This window comes from Alienimonas chondri (genome assembly GCF_013036045.1).
Taxonomy (GTDB): domain Bacteria; phylum Planctomycetota; class Planctomycetia; order Planctomycetales; family Planctomycetaceae; genus Alienimonas; species Alienimonas chondri.
Genome location: NZ_WTPX01000056.1, coordinates 1 through 17050 on the forward strand (window position 1 = coordinate 1; position 17050 = coordinate 17050).

Here is a 17050-nt window from a genome sequence, read left to right on the forward strand (position 1 = left end):
GGGATCGTCGGGGCGGGGGGTCCGGCTTGAGCCGTCCCGTTCGCGCCCGCACAAGCTTCGGGTTCGCCTGACGGACCGGAGCCGGACAGAATCGGCTTCGCTTCCGCCGGATTCCGACCTCGCCCATGCCGACCGACGCTTTCCCGACCCGTGATGAGATCGAACAGGAGCAGGCTGCGAAGCTACGGACCCTGCTGACGGAATCGGTTCCCCGCAGCCCGTTCTGGTCGGCGAAGTTCGCGGGAGTGGATCTCGACGGCGTTCGTGCCGCGGCCGACCTCTCCCGGTTGCCGCTGTGCACGAAGCAGGAACTGGTCGACGACCAGGCGGCGAACGCGCCGTTCGGAACCGTGCTGACCAGACCGGCCAGCGCCTACAACCGCATCCACCAAACGAGCGGCACCACCGGCGAGCCGCTCCGCTGGCTGGACGATGCCGACAGTTGGGCTTGGTTCGGCCGCTGCTGGGACGAGATCTACCGACTCGCCGGCGTGACGGAGGAAGATCGGCTGTTCTTCCCGTTCAGTTTCGGACCGTTCATCGGCTTCTGGGCCGCCTTCGACGGCGCCGCCCGCGCGGGCCGGTTCACGATCGCCGGCGGCGGAATGAGTAGCGAGGGCCGCTTGCGGCTGATCTCGATGGTCGCGCCCACCGTCGTCGGCTGCACGCCGACCTACGCATTGCGGTTGGCAGAGGTTGCCGAGGCGGTCGGTTTCGATCTCGCCGGCAGTAGCGTCCGCAAGCTGTTCGTCGCCGGCGAGCCCGGCGGGGCGATCCCGGAGGTGCGCGACCGCATCGAGAAAACGTGGGGCGCCACCGTCTTCGACCAATGGGGGATGACGGAACTCGGCTCCGTGACCGCGGTGGCGGAGGAGGACCGAGACGCGATCTACGTGCTCGATCGGGAGTTCATCGCCGAAGTCCTCGACCCGGAGACGCACTCCCCGGTCGCTACCGGCGAGGCCGGCGAACTGGTCGTGACGAACCTCGGTCGGCTCGCCTCCCCGCTGATCCGGTACCGCACGGGCGATCTCGTGCGGCTCTCCGCGGAGCCCTCGCCGATCGGTCTGCCGTACACCCGGCTCGAGGGCGGCATCCTGAGCCGTTTGGACGACATGGTCACGATCCGCGGCAACAACGTGTTCCCCTCCGCGGTGGACGCGGTGCTGCGGACGATCGAGGGCGTCGTCGAATACCGCGTCACCGTGACGACCGCCCGGGCGATGCCGCACCTTCGCATCCAGATCGAACCCGCCGAGGGCGTCGCCCCCGCCACGTTGCTGCCGACCGTGCACAAAGCGGTGAAAGAACGTTTGAACTTCACCGCTGAGATCGTCCCCGCAGCGCCAAACGAACTGCCCCGCTTCGAGATGAAGGGACGCCGCTGGGTGCGGGCGTAAGTCTCACCGGACCCCGCACAGCAAAACGCCCGCCGGTCGCGAGACCGGCGGGCGTTTGGTGATCGGTCGGCGGAAGCCGGAACGACCTTAGATCATCACGTTGTCGACGGGGAAGTTCTTGGCGGCGAGCGCCTTCTTGGCGGACTCGACGTCGAAGCCCTTGGCGGCGTTGAATTTCACGGTGCGGGTCTCGACGTCGGTTTGCACGTCGGAGACGCCTTCCAGAGCGGCGAGGGTCCGCTGCACTTCGGGGCCGCAGGAGATCGGGCAGTTCATGTCCGGCACGCTGAACGTGACGGGGCCTTCGTAGGAGGCCAGCGTGGCGGTGGTCGCGGAGTCCAGCGCCGCGCTGCTGCCGCTCTCGACCGCGGTCGGGTCGCTACCGGCCGGAGCCACCGGATCGACGGTATCGACGGCGTCCGTTTCCGGAGCACAGCCGACGAGGGCGAGCGGCAGGCAGAGCAGGGCGGCGAACGGGATCAGACGCTTCATGGCGGGGCGGTTCGAATGCGATCGAGGCGGGAAATCGGTCGGGCGACGACCCAACCGGGAGTGGGACTCGATTATATCGCCGGCGACCGGGATGCACACGGAAGCCTCCGCCGCATCGGGGAAACGGCGCCCGGTTCAGTCGGCGACCAACATCACGACCGGCTCGCCCCGCAGGCTCTCCAGCTTCTCCCACCGCTCGGCGGCGGCCCGCAGGCGGCCCGCCGCGGTGCGATGCGTCATCACCACCACCGACACGACCGGCGGATCCGCGTCGTCCTCGTTCTCCTCGGCAAGCGGCTCCGCGTGCTGGATGATGCTGGCGAGACTGATGCCGGAGGATCCCAAAATGTCTGCCAGATCAGCGAATACGTGCGGTCGGTCGGTCACGCGGAATCGCAGGTAGAACCGGCTGACGAGGTCGTCGACCGGCACCGGACGAATCGGCTCGGCCGGCGTCGCAGCATGAAACGGCGGGCGATCGGCGGCGACGGCCAACAGATCGGCAAGCACCGCGGAAGCCGTCGGCTCACGCCCGGCGCCGGGGCCCGCGAACCACGCCTCGCCCACCAGGTCGCCGCGTACCGCGACGACGTTCATCGGTCCGCCGATCCCGCCGACCGCGTCCGTTTGCCGCACGAGCGTCGGCCGGACGGACAGTTCCAACCCCCGCTTCGTCCGATTCGCGACCGCCAGCAGCTTCACCGCACAGCCCAATTCCTTCGCGAATTGCAGGTCTTCGGCGTCGAGACCGTCGATGCCGCCCAGCGAAACGTCCTGAAAAGCGATCTCCGCCCCGAAGGCGAGCCGGGCGAGGATCACCAGCTTTTGCGCCGCGTCGGTGCCGTCGACGTCCATCGAGGGATCGGCTTCGGCATAGCCGCGTTCCTGGGCTTCGGCAAGCGCCTCCGCGTAGCCGGCGCCGGTGTCCGCCATGCGGGAGAGCAGGAAGTTGCTGGTCCCGTTCAGGATCGCCCGCAGCCCGGTGATCCGATTCGCGGCGAGCGATTCGGTCAGCCCCGCGACGATCGGCACGCCGCCGGCCACTCCCGCTTCAAATCGAATCGTGCGGCCGCACTCGGCCGCGAGGGCGAAGAGCTCCGGGCCGCGTTCGCAGATGAGGGCTTTGTTCGCCGTGACGACGTGCTTGCCGGCTCGCAGCAGGTCGGAGCACAACTCGAACGCCGCCGGAACGCCGCCGATCAGTTCCACTCCGATCTGCACGTCCGGGTCGTCAATGGCCCGCCGCATGTCGTCGTGAAGCACGCCGTCGGGCAGGTTCAAGCCGCGGTTCTTCGACAGGTCGCGGACCACCGCGTGCCGAAGAACCAACGGTCGACCGGCGGTCAACGTGTCCGGGTGATTCAGAATGCGTTCGGCGGCGCCCGGTTCGGCGTGGGCACCGTGGGCGGCCGGGCGGTTTCTCCCCTACGTTCCCCGCTTCCACAAGTCCGCCCCGGTCCCGACCGGCCGCCCCGCACCTCGGTTTGCGATGACCTCACCCGCCGACGACCCGACGCCGGGCCCGCGGGTGGGCGGCGTGATCTACCTGAACAGTCGCCCGTTGATCGAGGGGTTGCGGGCGGACCTCGCCGAACGCGGCCGGCTCACGCTGGACCACCCCAGCAGGCTCGCGGAAGGACTGCGAGCCGGCGCCTACGACGCGGCGCTGGTGCCGAGCGTCGCGGCGCTGGGCACGCCTGGGGCGTCGATTCTGTCCGATGCCTGCGTCGCTGCCCGGGGACCGGTCCGCAGCGTCAAATTGTATTTCCGCGTCCCGCCCGCTGACGTGCGCTCGCTGGCTCTGGATGAAGGCTCTCGCACCAGCGCCGCCCTAGCCCGGTTGTTGCTTGCGGAGCGATTCGGGATTCGCCCCGCGCTGCAGTCGCTGCCGGTCGGCCCGGTCCCGGCGCCCCACGCGGCCGCGGACACCGTTGCGCAAACAGACGCCGACGCGATTCTGCTGATCGGTGATCGGGCGATGGTCGATCCGGTGGATGATCGCACCCGCCGACCCTTCGCCGCCGTGTGGGATCTGGGGGAGACCTGGAACGCTTGGACCGGCCTGCCGTTCGTGTTCGCCGTGTGGGCGTCGCGGCCGGATCTCGATCCACGGACCGCCGCGGAACTTGCGGACCGCTTCTCGCGCAGTCGGGACGAAGGCGTCGCCGACCTCGACCGCATCGCGGCGTCCGCCGGGCGCCCGCTGGGGCTGACGCCGGACGATGCCGCGGACTATCTCCGGCGGAACCTCCACTTCACACTCGGCCCCGCGGAGAGAGCGGGGCTTGAACTGTTCTGCGAGCTCTGCGAACGGAACGAACTGCTGCCGCGGGGGACGCGCCCGTCGTACGCTCCCGCCCGAGTCCGCTCGCCCGACAATCGACCTGCTCCTCCGCAGCAACCGGCCCGCGCATTCGCGCCCGACCTCCTGCAAGTGACCCGATGAAGAACGCCCAGAACGTCGCTGAGCCTCCCGCCGCGGCCGCTCCCCACCTCGACAAGCCCGTCCATAATCAGCGGTCGACGGCGGACATTCTGGCGAGCGTGCTCGCCGGCGAACGATTGAACGACGCCGACGCCCTAACGTTGCTGCGATCGCCGGACCTCACGGCGCTCGGCGCCGCCGCGGATACGATCTCGCAGCGGCTCAATCCGGGACCGTTCCGCACGTTCAACATCGATCGGAACATCAACTACACGAACGCCTGCACGGCGGTCTGTCACTTCTGCGCGTTCTATCGGAATCCCAAGAGCGACGAGGTTTACGTCCTCCCCCGGGCGAAGCTGTTGGAGAAGATCGAGGAGACCGTCGCCCTCGGCGGGGAGCAGATTCTGCTGCAAGGCGGACTGCACCCGAAGTTCAAGCTGGAGTGGTATGAGGAGATGTTGCGGGACATTAAATCCGCTTTTCCGCAGGTCAACGTTCACGGGTTCAGCCCGCCGGAGATTCACCACTTCACCAAGGTGAACAAGCTTCCGCTGCGGACCGTGCTGAAGCGGTTGCAGGCCGCGGGGCTGGGCTCGCTGCCGGGCGGCGGGGCGGAGATCCTCGTCGACCGGGTTCGCAACGAACTAACCCGCGGGAAGGTGATGACCGACGACTGGCTGAACGTCTGCCGGGTGTGGCACGAGTTGGGCGGCGTCGGCTCGGCGACGATGATGTTCGGCCACGTGGAGACGCTTGCGGAGCGGGTCGAGCACCTCCGCCGCCTGCGGGAGTTGCAGGACGAGACCAACGGCTTCACGGCGTTCATCTGCTGGACGTTCCAGCCGGATCACACGGATCTGTCGCACGTTCCCCCGGCCGGGGCGTTCGAGTACCTCAAAACGCAGGCCGTCGCTCGGCTGTACCTGGACAACATCCCCCACATCCAATCGAGCTGGGTGACGCAGGGCGAAAAAACCGGCGGGATGGCGCTGTGGTTCGGAGCCGACGACATGGGATCCCTCATGATCGAAGAGAACGTCGTCGCCGAGGCCGGCACCGTGCACCATCTGACGCTCGAGCAGATGAAGCGCGCGATCCGCGAACGCGGCTACATTCCCCGCCAACGGAACGTCCGTTACGAACTGATCGACGAATGGCAGGAGGGCTGGCCCGAGGGACGCAGCACCCTGAAAGCCCCCGCGAAGGCGACTGCCGAACCGGGAAGCGAGATGCTGCCGGTGCTCAGCTAGGATACTCATATCGTCGCCGGAGGCGGGGGGACGGAGCGATTGCCCGGCTCCTCCGCCCGCGAAGCGCCGGCATCGATCGGCGAGAACGCCGCGGTCCCGACCGGGTCGCGGGATGCGAGGTAGGGTCGGCACGACTCTCCCCCGTCAAACGCTTCGGCCCCCGGCCGTATGATCCAGATCCGCGCCCTCTCCAAGAGCTTCGTCGACCTCCAGCGTGGTCCCGTGACCGCGTTGGACGCCGTTAGCTTCGAGGCGCGCCCCGGCGAGATCTTCGGCCTGCTCGGTCCGAACGGGGCGGGAAAGACGACCTGTCTCCGCATCCTGTCCACGGTGCTCAAGCCGACCGGCGGTTCAGCGACCGTCGCCGGCTACGACGTGCTTCAAGATCCGGCCGAGGTGCGGCGGTCGATCGGGTTTCTGTCCAACAACACCGGCCTCTACGACCGCATGACGGCGTGGGAACTGGTCGAGCATTTCGGCCGCCTGTACGGCTTGGAAGGGCGATCGCTGCGCGAGCGGATGGAGTCCGTGTTTGAGACGCTGCGAATGACGGACTTCCGCGATTCGCTCTGTTCCACGATGAGCACCGGCCAGCGGCAGAAGGTGTCGATCGCCCGGGCGCTGGTGCACGATCCGCCGGTGCTGATCTTCGACGAACCGACCGCGGGGCTGGACGTGCTCGTCGCCCGCGCCGTGCTGCAAACGGTGGCCGATCTGCGGGATGCCGGGAAGTGCATCATCTTCTCCACCCACATCATGCGGGAGGTGGAAAAGCTGTGCGATCGCGTGGCGATCATCCATCGCGGCCGCATCCTCGATCAGGGACCGCTGCCGGAACTCGCCGCCCGTCACGACGAACCGGACACCGAAGAGTTGTTCTTCAAGCTGATCGAACAGGACGAAGCCCGCGTCGCCGGTTCTGAGAATCGCTCCGAGAGCGATTTCGCCCCGCTCGCCGCCTGACCCGAACTTCCTGAACCCACCGGTCGATGACCTGGCGCAACACCCGACTGCTGTTCCTCCGGGAGGTGAAGGACCAGCTGCGCGACAAGCGCACGCTGTTCATGGTGGCCGTGCTGCCGGTGCTGCTCTATCCGGCCTTGGGACTGGGGATGGTGCAGATGACGGTGTTGTTTCGGGAGACGCCGCAGACGGTGGTCGTGCTGGGCGCCGAAGATTTGCCGGGGCCGGACCTGATCGCGGGGGAACGCTTTGCGGAGGAGTGGTTCGACGATCCCGCCGCCGCCAGCAAGTTGCGGGTGGTCACCGCCGCCTCCGAGGCCGACGCATCGATTGATGGGGCGACGCTATTGGACGCCGCAACCGAGGTGCGGGCCGCTCATGAGAGGGTGGAAGAAGTCTCCGCCGTGCTGGACGCCGCCCGAGCCACGGGGGATGAGCGCGATCTCGCGGCGCTCCAAAGCCGACTCCGGGCTGCGAAGGCCCGCCGAGCGACGCGGTTCGCCGAAAGCGGGATTCAAGTGCTGATGCTCGTCCCGCCGACGCTCGACGAACAGATCGCCGCGTTCAGCCAGCGACTCAACGAACGCGGGACCGTGCCGTTCGAGGACACCGGCGAGGTGCCCCGTCCGTTGGTGCTGCATCAGGACGCGGACGAGAAGAGCCGGCTCGCCTATCAGCGCGTCGCCGGCGTGCTGCAAACGTGGGAGCGAGCGGTGCTGAGAGACCGACTCGCAGCGGCGGGGCTACCGGCCGATCTGCCGGCGCCGGTGGCGCCGCGGGGGTTGTCGCTCAGTCTGCCGTCGGAGCGGGCCGCGGGCATCTGGAGCAAACTGTTCCCGGCTCTCGTGGTGCTGATGACGATCAGCGGCGCGTTCTATCCCGCCGTCGACATGGCCGCGGGCGAGAAGGAACGGGGCACGATGGAGACGCTGCTGATCTGCCCGGCGAGCCGCGGGGAGATCGTGTGCGGGAAGTTCCTCGCGGTGCTGACGTTCAGTTTGTGTACGGCCGGATTGAACTTGTTCAGCGCCGGGATTACGGGCGGCTACGTCGCTTCGTTGGCGGGGTCGGGGCCGGCGGCGCACCTCGGGGGATTGGCTCCGCCGGGGCTGGGCTCGCTGGCCTGGGTCGCGGCGCTGATGGTGCCGCTGGCGGCGTTCTACTCGGCGCTCTGCCTGGCGTTGGCCACGTTCGCGAAGTCCAACAAGGAGGGGCAGTACTACCTCTACCCGATCCTGATGGTGTCCGTCGGGCTGACGGTGTTCTGCTTGAGTCCGCTGGTCGAACTCACGCCGCTGTACGCCGTGCTGCCGGTCGTCAACGTGTCGCTGCTGCTCAAATCGCTGCTGGCCAGCGGCGGGGCGGGGGGCGCGTTGCCTTACGTGCCGGTCGTGTTGCTCTCCAGCATCGGCTATGCGGGGATGGCGTTGTGGTGGGCGGTGGAGCAGTTCAAACGGGAGGACGTCCTGTTCCGCGAAGCCGAGCGATTCAGTCTGAAAGGCTGGATGAAGCACTTGCTGCGGGAGAAAGAGGCGACGCCGACCTTCAGCGAAGCGGCGTTCGCCTTCGTCACGATCCTGCTGTTGCAGTTCGCCATGATGGGGCCGATGCAACAGGCGCTGCGGGCTGCGGCGCCGGGCGCCGAGGGCGAGACGGCGTTTCGATTGGTCGTGATCCAGCAGCTCGTCACCGTCGCGTTCCCCGTGTTGGCGATTGGAGTGCTGCTGACGACGAACGTCCGCCGGACGTTCCGTTTCCGATGGCCGGACTGGAAGTCGATGGCGTTCGCTGTGGCGCTGGCGATCTCTCTGCAACCGATCATGAGCGTCGCGGTCCTCTGGCTGACCGGCCGGTTCTTCCCCGAGCTGCCCGAGGGAATGGCGGCGTTCAAACAATCAATGGCGTCCGTTCCAATTCCGCTGGCGCTGCTGGCCGCGGCAATCGCCCCGGCGCTGTGCGAAGAGATTGCCTTCCGCGGCTTCCTCCTCAGCGGATTCTCGCGTGCCGGCCGACCGTGGCTGGCGATCGGCTTGAGCTCCGTCGCCTTCGGCGTCGTGCACCTCGTGCCGCAGCAGGTGTTCGCGGCGACGCTCGCCGGGTTGATCCTCGGCACGCTCGCGTGGAAGGGGCGCAGCCTGTGGCCCTGTGTGCTGTTCCATGTGATCTTCAACGGCCAGCAAGCGTTGCTCGGCCGGGCGGAGCAGGGCGATCTTGGGCCGGTGGGCGACGCTTGGCTTCACCTCCTGTTCGATGAGGACGGCTATCGTCCCGTCGTACTCGCCCTCTGCGCCGCGGGAACGACCGGGCTGCTGGTCTGGTTGGCGAACTATCGCAGAGACGAACCGTCCGAGGCTTCCTCGGCGGCCGAATCCGTCGTGCGTCGAGCCGCCCCGCTGACTTCACCGGCCTCGCTCGGGACGTGATTCACCCGTCTGCCGAAGTCCCTCCCGCCCTCACCGCGCGGTGGGCGCTGCCGATGGACGGGCCGCCCATCCACGGCGGGACGGTCGAATTGAGTCCCGACGGCGAAGTCTCGGCGGTTCACGATCGTGCCGACGCCCGTGCCGGCGCTGTCGATCTGGGAAACGTCATGCTGCTGCCGGGGTTCGTGAACTGCCACGCCCACTTGGAGTTCAGCGACTTCGAGACGCCTATCCCCGCCGACGGCACGTTCGCCGACTGGATCGCGGCGACCGTGGCGGCCCGGCGTCAACGGCCCGGCGACGTGATGGACCGTGTGAACCGCGGGCTGACGGAGAGCCTCGCCGCCGGGGTGACGACGGTCGGCGAGATCGCGACCGCGGGCTGGGACGCGGGGCGGCTTCTCCCTCCGGGGCAGCGGCCTGCGCTCGTCGCCTTCGGAGAACTGATCCAGCCGCACGATCCGCCGGCCGGTCTCGCCGCCGCCCGCTGTTTTCTCGATGCCGCGGACGATCCTCGCGGCCTCATCCGCGGCCTCAGCCCGCATGCGCCCTATTCGGTCCACCCGGCGCTCCCGGCGCTGTTGGCCGCCGATCCGGCCGCTACCGCCGCACCGTGGGCGATTCACCTGCTGGAGTCGGCGGACGAGTTGGAGTTGATGACCCACGGCGCCGGACCGCTGGCCGATGCGATGTCTCGACTGGGAGCGACGCGGGGCGATTTCGGGGCGGATCGCCTGCGACGGGACTTCCTCGAACCGCTCGCCGCGGCCGCACAGGGACTGATCGTCCACGGAAACCGACTCACGCGGGATGATCTTCGCTGGCTGGCCGCCCCCGGCCGCGAGCGCCTCAGCGTGATCTATTGCCCGCGAACGCACGCCCACTTCGGCCATCCGCCTCATCCCTGGCTCGCATTGCGGGACGCGGGGGTGCGGGTCGCCATCGGGACCGACGGTCGCGGTTCGAACCCGGATCTCTCCGTGCTGGGCGAACTTCAGTTCCTGCGTTCGCGATTTCCGCAGGTGGGAGCAGACGAGCTGCTCCGGCTGGGCACGTCGGCGGGAGCCGACGCCTTGGGAGTCGGCTGCGGCCGCCTCGCCCCCGGCGCCCGGGCAGACTTCTGTGCCGTCCGAACAGGGACGGAAACGGGCGATCCGGCCGGGGACGTGCTTTCGCAGGGGACCAAGATCACAGGCGTCTGGCGGAACGGGCGCCGCGCGCTCTGATCGCGCCGCGTTCGCGACTCGGCACCCTCTCTTCAGGAGGATTGAGCCGCGTGCCGCTCGCGGATGATCTGCGCTGCCTGAAGGACGGGCGGATCCTCCGGCTCAGGTTCCGCCTGCCCGTCTGCTTCGGCGCCGTCGGCGGGCGCCCCGCCGACGACTTGCGTGGGTTCGTCGTCGGCAACCGTCCCGGCGGCCGGCGGCGGCACGAGCCAGGTGATGACTTCGCTTTCGCTGGCGGCGTCCGGGTCGGGCAACAGGAACTGAATCGGACCGACGCGCAGCGTGTCGCCGGCGTGCAGCACGGTGACGGCCTTGATCGCTCGACCGTTAATGTAGGTGCCGTTTCGGCTGTTCAGATCCTCAGCCGTCACGATCTCCCGCCCTCCGCCGTCCGCGACCGTCAGCCGGCAATGCTTGCGGCTGACGTCGGCGGTGGCGAGTCGGATCGCGCAACTCTGTTCGCGACCGATCAGCGTTTGTCCGAGGTTCAACTTCAAACGCCGGCCGCGATGCTTGCCGGAGTCGACGAGTAGGTCCGCCATCAGAGCCTTACCAGTAAGGTGGAGGGAGGTTAAAAACTCTGTGGAGGCAGGGGCGAGGGGCTACGGCGCGTCTCGACCCTGCGGGAAACACTGTATTTACAGTCTCCTCACGGGGCAAATCGGACCGGACCCCCTGTTTTGTAGGCTTTCCCGCTTGACCTTAGCGGTTCGCGGCAGTTCACTGCGTGGGAATCCCCGGCGTGGCCCAATCGGGCGGCGCTTCTCTCACACCAGCTGATGCGTCTCCGGCGTCGCCGGACCGCTCGTGAAAGACCGATCGATGGCCAAGAAAGCCCCCAAGAAGACGCCCGCCAAGAAGGCGGCTGCCGCGAAGCCGCTGACCAAGGCTGAAGTGCTCTCCGCCATGGCGGAGCGGACCGGCCTCCAGAAGACCGAGGTGCAGAGCTTCTTCACCGAACTTGAGGGTCTGCTCGGTCAGGAACTCGGGAAGAAGGGCCCCGGCTCGTTCAACGTCCCCGGCCTGATGAAGGTCGTCGTTCAGCGGAAGGAAGCGACCCCGGAGACCACCAAGAAGAACCCGTTCAAGCCGGGCGAGATGATGACCGTGAAGGCCAAGCCGGCCCGGAACATCGTCAAGATCCGTCCCCTGAAGGGCCTCAAGGACCTCGTTTGAACCTTCGAGGTCAAGCGAACCTCGTCGTCGTCCCGATGGATCCGAAGAGTTCCGCCGTCTCGAACCGAACCGCGTTCGAGGCGGCCGTGTCCATCTCAAACTTGAAGGCGCCCGCGCGTCTCGCCGACTTTTGCCGGTAACGACGCAACCGCCTTGACCGGTCGCAGAGGATCACTATCCTCTCGTCCCGGAACGCCCGCCCCGCGAGCGTTCCACACGGCCCCATCGTCTAGTCAGGTCCAGGACACCGGGTTTTCATCCCGGCAACAGGGGTTCAAATCCCCTTGGGGTCATCGTCCACGGACTGTTCCAAACGACCCGCGCCGGCAACGGTGCGGGTCGTTTTTCATTCGCCCCGCCCCCCAGCGATGTCGCAGACTCCGCCGCCCAAACCCACCCGCGGCGATTACTGGCGACACCTGTTCGCACACTGGCCGGCGGACCTCGGCAAGTCCGGGGCCGTCGTCACGGAGCTGAACGAACCGGTCCGGTTCGTCGACTTCGCCGTGTCCGGCGGTCTGTTGCTGCTCCAGCGAGACCGACCGGACACCACCGGCGCCCGCAAAGTCTTCATCAGCTACGACGCGATCAGCAGTCTGAAACTGGACGACCCGGGAGAACTCGAGCGATACCGCACGATGGGCTTTCAGCCGCCGGCGGGAGCGTCCGCGGGCTGAGCGGACGCGCCGTCGGCGTTCGATTCCTGCAGGGCAGGGTCTTCCGCTTCGCGGGGCGGGGCGAGCGATTGCAGCGCCAGCATCATCGCCCCGGTGACAAGGAACACGTCCGCGAAGTTGAAGACAGGCCAGCCCCAGCCGCCGAACTCGAACAGCAGGAAGTCTCGGACGGCCAAGAGCACTTCGCCGTCCGGCCCGGTGCAGCCGTGCAGTCCGAGGCGGTCGTACAGGTTGCCCAGCGCTCCGCCGGTCACCAGCGCCAAGGCCAGGGTCAGCCATAGGCTGCGCGCCGCCCCGGCGACGAAGAGCCACCACATCACGCCCAATGCGGCGCCGATGCTCAGGATGGCGAACAGCCAGCTTTTTCCCTGTCCGATGCCCCAGAGGGCGCCGCTGTTAAAGCTGGTCAGCAATTTGAAACGGACGGCGCCGTCGAACCACTCTTTCTGCCAATCGCTGCTGATCCCCTCGTAGCCGAGGGTGTCGAACACCTGTTGCTTGGTGTACAGGTCGACCCCGCAGCACAGGACGGCCGTCAAGCCGAACAGAATGGGGCGGGACGCCGGGACGTGTCGCATCATCAGCGGGTCTGGGACGTCCGTCTTGAAGGCGGCACGGCGAAAGCTCCGGCCGGAGCGCATCCTAGGACCGCCGCGGTCATTCGGGCAAGATGAGGACATGTCCGAGAACGCCCCCGCCGCTGATTCCCCCGCCCCCCCGACCGCCGGCGACGCCGCGCCCGACGGCTCCTGCGTCGTTACGCCGGGGGACGAAACGCTTACGCTCTCCGAAGTTTGGGCGGACGGGCCCTTGGTCCTGTACTTCTATCCCAAGGACGCCACGCCCGGCTGCACGACCGAGGCCTGCGATTTTCGCGATCGCACCGACGAGATGACCGCTGCCGGAGTCACGGTGCTGGGCGTCAGCCCCGATCCGCCCAAGTCGCATCAGAAATTTATTGACAAGCAATCGCTGCCGTTCCGGTTGTTGAGCGACGAAGATCACGCCTTGTCGGAGGCGTACGGCGTTTGGGTCGAGAAGTCGATGTACGGCCGCAAATACATGGGCGTCCAGCGTTCGACCTTCCTGATCGCCCAAGGAGGAACCGTCGCGTCAGCGTGGCCCAAGGTCAAGGTGAATGGCCACGTCGACGCCGTGCTGACCGCGATCGAAGCGTTACCGAAGTCGTAGACGAAATTCAGCGCCTGTCACGCCGCTTGCCGCACCGGGGCGGCGGCCCGCTTCTCGCTGGCGGCAATTTCCTCGAGAACCCACTCCGCCAGTTCGAGGGCGGCCACCGCCGCGGCTCCGTCGACGCGAGGGGCGCTGCCGGTTCGGCAGCAACTCGTCCAGTCAGAGAGTTCCGCGGTGAGGGCGTCCCGACCGCTCACCGGGATCTCTTCCGTTTTGATCCACCGCCCGAACACGCTGTCCCGCAACCCGGCGCGGTCGGCGGTCGGATCGTCCAACGCGGACAGCACCGGCGGACCATGCGTCAGCGCGGGCGTCGCGGTGTAGTGCAGCACGCGGCGGGTGGTGAGGTCCGCGGAGACGACGCCGTCGGCCCCGAACGCCTGCACGGTGCGGGCGGCGGTCGGGTTGACGCGGTTCGCCGTCAGGTCGGCGACGCCGCCGCACTCGAACGTGAGCCGGGCGGTCGCGGCGTCTTCGCGGTCCGTCAGGATCTTCGTGCCGAGCGCCTGAACGGAGACGACCTCCGCCCCGTCGAAGAGGTGCCGGGCGAGTTCCAGGTCGTGAATCATCAAGTCGTGCACGGCCCCGACGTCGACGCTGCGGAAGGCGAACGGGCTGACGCGCTCGAACCGTGCGTACCGCGGCCGGGAACAGCGGGCGGCGACCTCTTCGTAGGCGGGGTTGAACCGCTCGATGTGACCGACGGCGAGCGTCACCCCGGCGGTTTTCGCCTTCAAGGCGATCTGCTCCGCCTCACGAACGTCGGAGGAAAGCGGCTTCTCCACCAGCACGTGCTTACCCGCGGCGAGGCAGGCGCCGGCCACATCGGCATGAGTGAACGTCGGCGTGGCGACGCTCACGGCGTCGATCTCGTCCAGCACGTCGCGGATGTCCGCCACCGCCCGGCAGCCTTGATCGGCGGCGATCTTCTCCGCCGCGGCCGTATCGCGGTCGGCGACGGCGACGAGGTTCACGCCGTCCAGACCGGCGAGAATGCGAGCGTGATGACGTCCCAGGGCACCGACCCCGGCGACAGCGACGTTCAGCGTGGACATCCTTGTCTCGCTTCTTCAGTGGGTGGCAGGGTGACTTCTGCGGCGAACGTCAGGCCGGACGTTCAGGCGGCCCGACGAATCGGGTTGACCACGGCCGGCTCGTAGGGGATCGGCTTGCCGTCGCGACCGCGACCGTTCCGGCCGCCGCTCTGGGTCTCGACGAAGCTGAGCAGCTTTTCGATCGCCGGAGGCGCGACGCCGTCGAACTTCGCTTCGAGTTCCGCCCGAATCTCCGCGATCGGCTTCATCTGGCGGAACAGCAGCTTGTGAGCGAGCTTCACTCCACGGATCTCGGACTCGGAGAGTCCGGCCCGCCGCATACCGATGAGGTTGACCGTGCGAACCCGCGGGCTGTCGCTGCCGGCCGACATCATGTACGGCGGAAGATCACGAACGAGTTTTCCGCTACCGGAGACGAAGCCGAGCGTCCCCACCGTGGCGAAGTGATGGACCGCCGAGTTGCCGGAGATGATCGCCCCGTCGTGCAGGTGAACGTGGCCCCCCAGCAGGGATCCGTTCACCAGCATGCAATCGTCGCCGACGATGCAGTTGTGGGCGACGTGAGCGTTGCTCATCAGGAGACAACGACTCCCGATCCGGGTGATCCCGTCTTCCTTCTCGGCGCCGCGGTGGACGGTGACGCCTTCGCGGAACTGATTGTCGTCGCCGATGATCGTGCCGGTGTCGGCGTTGTTCCAGCTTTTGTCCTGCGGCTCCCCGCCGATCACGCTGCCGGGCCAGAAGCGGTTGCCCGAGCCGATGTTGCAGGGGCCGTCGAGCACGACGTGGCTGTCGAGCGTGTTGTTCTGCCCCAGAACCACGTCCGGCCCGATCTTGCAGAACGGGCCGACGGTCGTGCCGGCTCCGAGCACCGCTTGGGGGTGCACGTCCGAGAAGTGGTGGATGGTGACCGACGCGGAGCGCGGGGCGGGCCGGGTGGCTCGCAGTTCGCTGGCGTCAAAAAGGGCCGGCTTAGGCATGGATTCCGACGGGGAGTTCACGTGACGGCCTCCTGCCGTGGTCGTGTGTGGGACAGCGTTTTACGCTGCGGACGAACCTGTGGAAACCCCGATCCTTCCCGCCAATGACGCATCCCCCCGGGTCGTCGCGATCCGCAAAACCCGGCAAAGCTCTCGGTTCAGAGCGTGCCCCCCTTTGCGGGAGATCACCAAAGCGTCCAAATCGCAGCCCAGCAGCGCGAGATCGCCGATCATGTCGAGCAGTTTGTGCCGGCTCGGTTCGTCATCGAATCGAGCGGCGTTCCCCCGAACCGAACCGTCCGACTCGAACACCAGGAGGTCCGTGACGTCGACGCGTTCCCCATAACCGGCGGCTTTCAGGACCGGGATCTCCTCCGCGGCGATGAACGTCCGGGCGGGAGCGATCTCGGACGCAAACCGGTCCGGCGTGAGCGCCGCGGCGAACGACTGCGGAGCCACGGGATGATTCGGTCCGCAGTCGAGATGGTACTCCAGTTGCGGCCCGCCCGAGGCGGCGCCGTGTCCCTCTGGGGGGCGAGCGACGATTTCCGCATCCCCCTCCGCGACCCGCACCCAGCGATGGACGCTGAGCATCGACCGGACCGCGTCGAATTCACGCACCCCGGCAGACTGAAGAGCTTCGACGAAGCCGAGCGAGGAGCCGTCCAGCCCCGGCAGTTCCGGGCCGTCGATCTCGATGCGGCAATTGTCGATTCGCAGCCCGGCGAGGGCGGCGAGAACGTGTTCGGTGAGCTGCACCTCCGCGTCGCCGCGCTTCACGCCGGTGCGGCGATGCAATTCGACGGCGTGGTCGATCGTGGCCGGGACGCTCGGTGCCCCCGGCAGGTCGGTGCGCACGAACAACACGCCCGTGTTCGCCTCGGCCGGGCAGAATCGAACCCGGACGTCGCCGCCGGTGAAGAACGCGATGCCGGAGACCTCGGCGTCCGCGGCGAGGGTGGTCTGGAGGCGCGGCATAGTCGACGGGTGACGAGAAAAGCCGGCGGCCCCGAGGGCCCGCCGGCTGAACGGAATCCAGCGATCGACGAAGCCTACCGAGTCACGCCGGGGGCGGCGGCGGCGGAGCGAGCGGCGGCCGCTTCAGCCTGGGCTTCGGCAGCGAGCTTCTCCTGGTCGCGGATCGGCTTGCCGCTGGTGGAGGCGTAGGTCTTGTCGAGGGCGTAGATGATCGTATCGGTGATGTCGTCCTGCGGCGTGTGGTAGACGACCAAACGGTTCATGCCCTGCAGGATGTCGCCGGTCTGGGAAGCTTCCTCGACGCCCTCCGACTTGAAGCGGATCACGAGGGAGTAACCTTTCCGCTCGCACCACATTTTGACCATGTTGGTGACGTCCCGGTAGATTTCCTTGTACAGCTCGGCTTCCTTTTTCATGAAGCGCTGGCTGATCCGCATCTGCTCGGCCTGCAGGTTCGTCTGAGCATTCTTCAGCTCGACGGCCTTGGTGAGGTACTCCTCGGACTCCTGCGAAATCGTGCCGGCCTGCAGAACGGCCTGCAGCGACTGCACCTTCGCGGCGAGCGTCTCGGCCTTGGCGCCCTCGGTCTTGATCTCGTTCTTGAGAGACTCGCGAACGTCCTCAAATTTATCGTAGTTGGCGAAGACCTTCGCCATGTCGATCACGGCGACGGGGCCGGTCTTCGCAGCGGCCTGCTGCGCCTGAGCGGGCAGGGCGGTGAAGGCGAGGGCGGCCGCCGCTGCGGCCGGGATGAGAAATCGTTTGGCGGTCACGGCCGGGCGTCCTTGCCGAAGTGCGTGTGCGAGAG

At 67.6% G+C, this 17050-nt stretch carries 17 protein-coding genes and 1 tRNA gene; 10 read left to right on the forward strand and 8 right to left on the reverse strand.

All coding sequences use genetic code 11. The features are described from left to right. Positions 1–125: 125 nt before the first annotated feature. Complete coding sequence (locus LzC2_RS10145; protein WP_171186483.1) at positions 126–1400, forward strand: phenylacetate--CoA ligase family protein; 1275 nt, start codon at positions 126–128, stop codon at positions 1398–1400. An 87-nt stretch (positions 1401–1487) separates the two neighbouring features. Here LzC2_RS10145 and LzC2_RS10150 read toward each other — a convergent pair whose 3' ends face one another. Further along, a complete protein-coding gene (locus LzC2_RS10150) occupies positions 1488–1892 on the reverse strand; it encodes a heavy-metal-associated domain-containing protein (protein ID WP_171186486.1) in 405 nt (134 codons plus the stop codon). A gap of 135 nt (positions 1893–2027) precedes the next feature. After that, a complete protein-coding gene (locus tag LzC2_RS10155; RefSeq protein WP_315854619.1) occupies positions 2028–3260 on the reverse strand; it encodes a homoserine dehydrogenase in 1233 nt (410 codons plus the stop codon). A gap of 121 nt (positions 3261–3381) precedes the next feature. Here LzC2_RS10155 and LzC2_RS10160 point away from each other — a divergent pair, with 121 nt between their 5' ends. The 5 genes from LzC2_RS10160 to LzC2_RS10180 all read left to right on the forward strand — a co-directional run bounded on the left by LzC2_RS10160 (position 3382) and on the right by LzC2_RS10180 (position 10182). Continuing rightward, positions 3382–4338 carry a menaquinone biosynthetic enzyme MqnA/MqnD family protein gene (locus LzC2_RS10160; protein ID WP_171186491.1) on the forward strand — a complete coding sequence of 319 codons (957 nt, stop codon included), beginning with the start codon at positions 3382–3384 and terminating at the stop codon, positions 4336–4338. Then, positions 4335–5570 carry a cyclic dehypoxanthinyl futalosine synthase gene (gene mqnC, locus LzC2_RS10165; protein WP_171186493.1) on the forward strand — a complete coding sequence of 412 codons (1236 nt, stop codon included), beginning with the start codon at positions 4335–4337 and terminating at the stop codon, positions 5568–5570. The genes LzC2_RS10160 and mqnC overlap by 4 nt, the downstream gene beginning before the upstream one ends. A 168-nt stretch (positions 5571–5738) precedes the next feature. Beyond that, complete coding sequence (locus LzC2_RS10170) at positions 5739–6533, forward strand: ATP-binding cassette domain-containing protein (RefSeq protein WP_171186495.1); 795 nt, start codon at positions 5739–5741, stop codon at positions 6531–6533. Positions 6534–6559: 26 nt separating this feature from the next. Then, positions 6560–8956, forward strand: coding sequence for an ABC transporter permease subunit/CPBP intramembrane protease (locus LzC2_RS10175; protein WP_171186497.1), 2397 nt, complete (start codon positions 6560–6562; stop codon positions 8954–8956). After that, entirely contained in the window at positions 8953–10182 is a 1230-nt protein-coding gene (locus tag LzC2_RS10180) for an amidohydrolase family protein (protein WP_171186499.1), read from the forward strand. The genes LzC2_RS10175 and LzC2_RS10180 overlap by 4 nt, the downstream gene beginning before the upstream one ends. 32 nt (positions 10183–10214) lie before the next feature. Here LzC2_RS10180 and LzC2_RS10185 read toward each other — a convergent pair whose 3' ends face one another. After that, complete coding sequence (locus LzC2_RS10185; RefSeq protein ID WP_171186501.1) at positions 10215–10724, reverse strand: FHA domain-containing protein; 510 nt, start codon at positions 10722–10724, stop codon at positions 10215–10217. Positions 10725–11004: 280 nt separating this feature from the next. Here LzC2_RS10185 and LzC2_RS10190 point away from each other — a divergent pair, with 280 nt between their 5' ends. The 3 genes from LzC2_RS10190 to LzC2_RS10200 all read left to right on the forward strand — a co-directional run bounded on the left by LzC2_RS10190 (position 11005) and on the right by LzC2_RS10200 (position 12035). After that, positions 11005–11358, forward strand: a complete 354-nt coding sequence (locus LzC2_RS10190; RefSeq protein WP_171186503.1) for an HU family DNA-binding protein — start codon at positions 11005–11007, stop codon at positions 11356–11358. A 218-nt stretch (positions 11359–11576) separates the two neighbouring features. Continuing rightward, positions 11577–11651: transfer RNA gene (locus LzC2_RS10195), tRNA-Glu, on the forward strand. A gap of 75 nt (positions 11652–11726) precedes the next feature. After that, entirely contained in the window at positions 11727–12035 is a 309-nt protein-coding gene (locus LzC2_RS10200) for a hypothetical protein (RefSeq protein ID WP_171186505.1), read from the forward strand. Here LzC2_RS10200 and LzC2_RS10205 read toward each other — a convergent pair. Then, on the reverse strand, positions 12005–12613 hold the full coding sequence (locus LzC2_RS10205; RefSeq protein WP_206678652.1) for a signal peptidase II: 609 nt from the start codon (positions 12611–12613) through the stop codon (positions 12005–12007). The genes LzC2_RS10200 and LzC2_RS10205 overlap by 31 nt on opposite strands. 100 nt (positions 12614–12713) lie before the next feature. Between LzC2_RS10205 and bcp the strand changes: the two genes are divergently transcribed. Next, on the forward strand, positions 12714–13226 hold the full coding sequence (bcp, locus tag LzC2_RS10210) for a thioredoxin-dependent thiol peroxidase (RefSeq protein ID WP_171186509.1): 513 nt from the start codon (positions 12714–12716) through the stop codon (positions 13224–13226). Positions 13227–13243: 17 nt separating this feature from the next. On the opposite strand, the gene LzC2_RS10215 is transcribed toward bcp, so the two are convergent. The 4 genes from LzC2_RS10215 to LzC2_RS10230 form a co-directional block, all read right to left on the reverse strand. Then, entirely contained in the window at positions 13244–14284 is a 1041-nt protein-coding gene (locus LzC2_RS10215; RefSeq protein ID WP_171186511.1) for a Gfo/Idh/MocA family oxidoreductase, read from the reverse strand. Positions 14285–14346: 62 nt separating this feature from the next. Then, positions 14347–15264: an acyl-ACP--UDP-N-acetylglucosamine O-acyltransferase gene (lpxA, locus tag LzC2_RS10220; protein ID WP_171186513.1), complete on the reverse strand. Its 918-nt coding sequence runs from the start codon at positions 15262–15264 to the stop codon at positions 14347–14349. Between the two features lie 60 nt (positions 15265–15324). After that, positions 15325–16242 carry a UDP-3-O-acyl-N-acetylglucosamine deacetylase gene (locus LzC2_RS10225; RefSeq protein ID WP_171186515.1) on the reverse strand — a complete coding sequence of 306 codons (918 nt, stop codon included), beginning with the start codon at positions 16240–16242 and terminating at the stop codon, positions 15325–15327. A 74-nt stretch (positions 16243–16316) separates the two neighbouring features. Then, on the reverse strand, positions 16317–17015 hold the full coding sequence (locus LzC2_RS10230) for an OmpH/Skp family outer membrane protein (protein ID WP_171186517.1): 699 nt from the start codon (positions 17013–17015) through the stop codon (positions 16317–16319). Positions 17016–17050 lie beyond the last annotated feature (35 nt).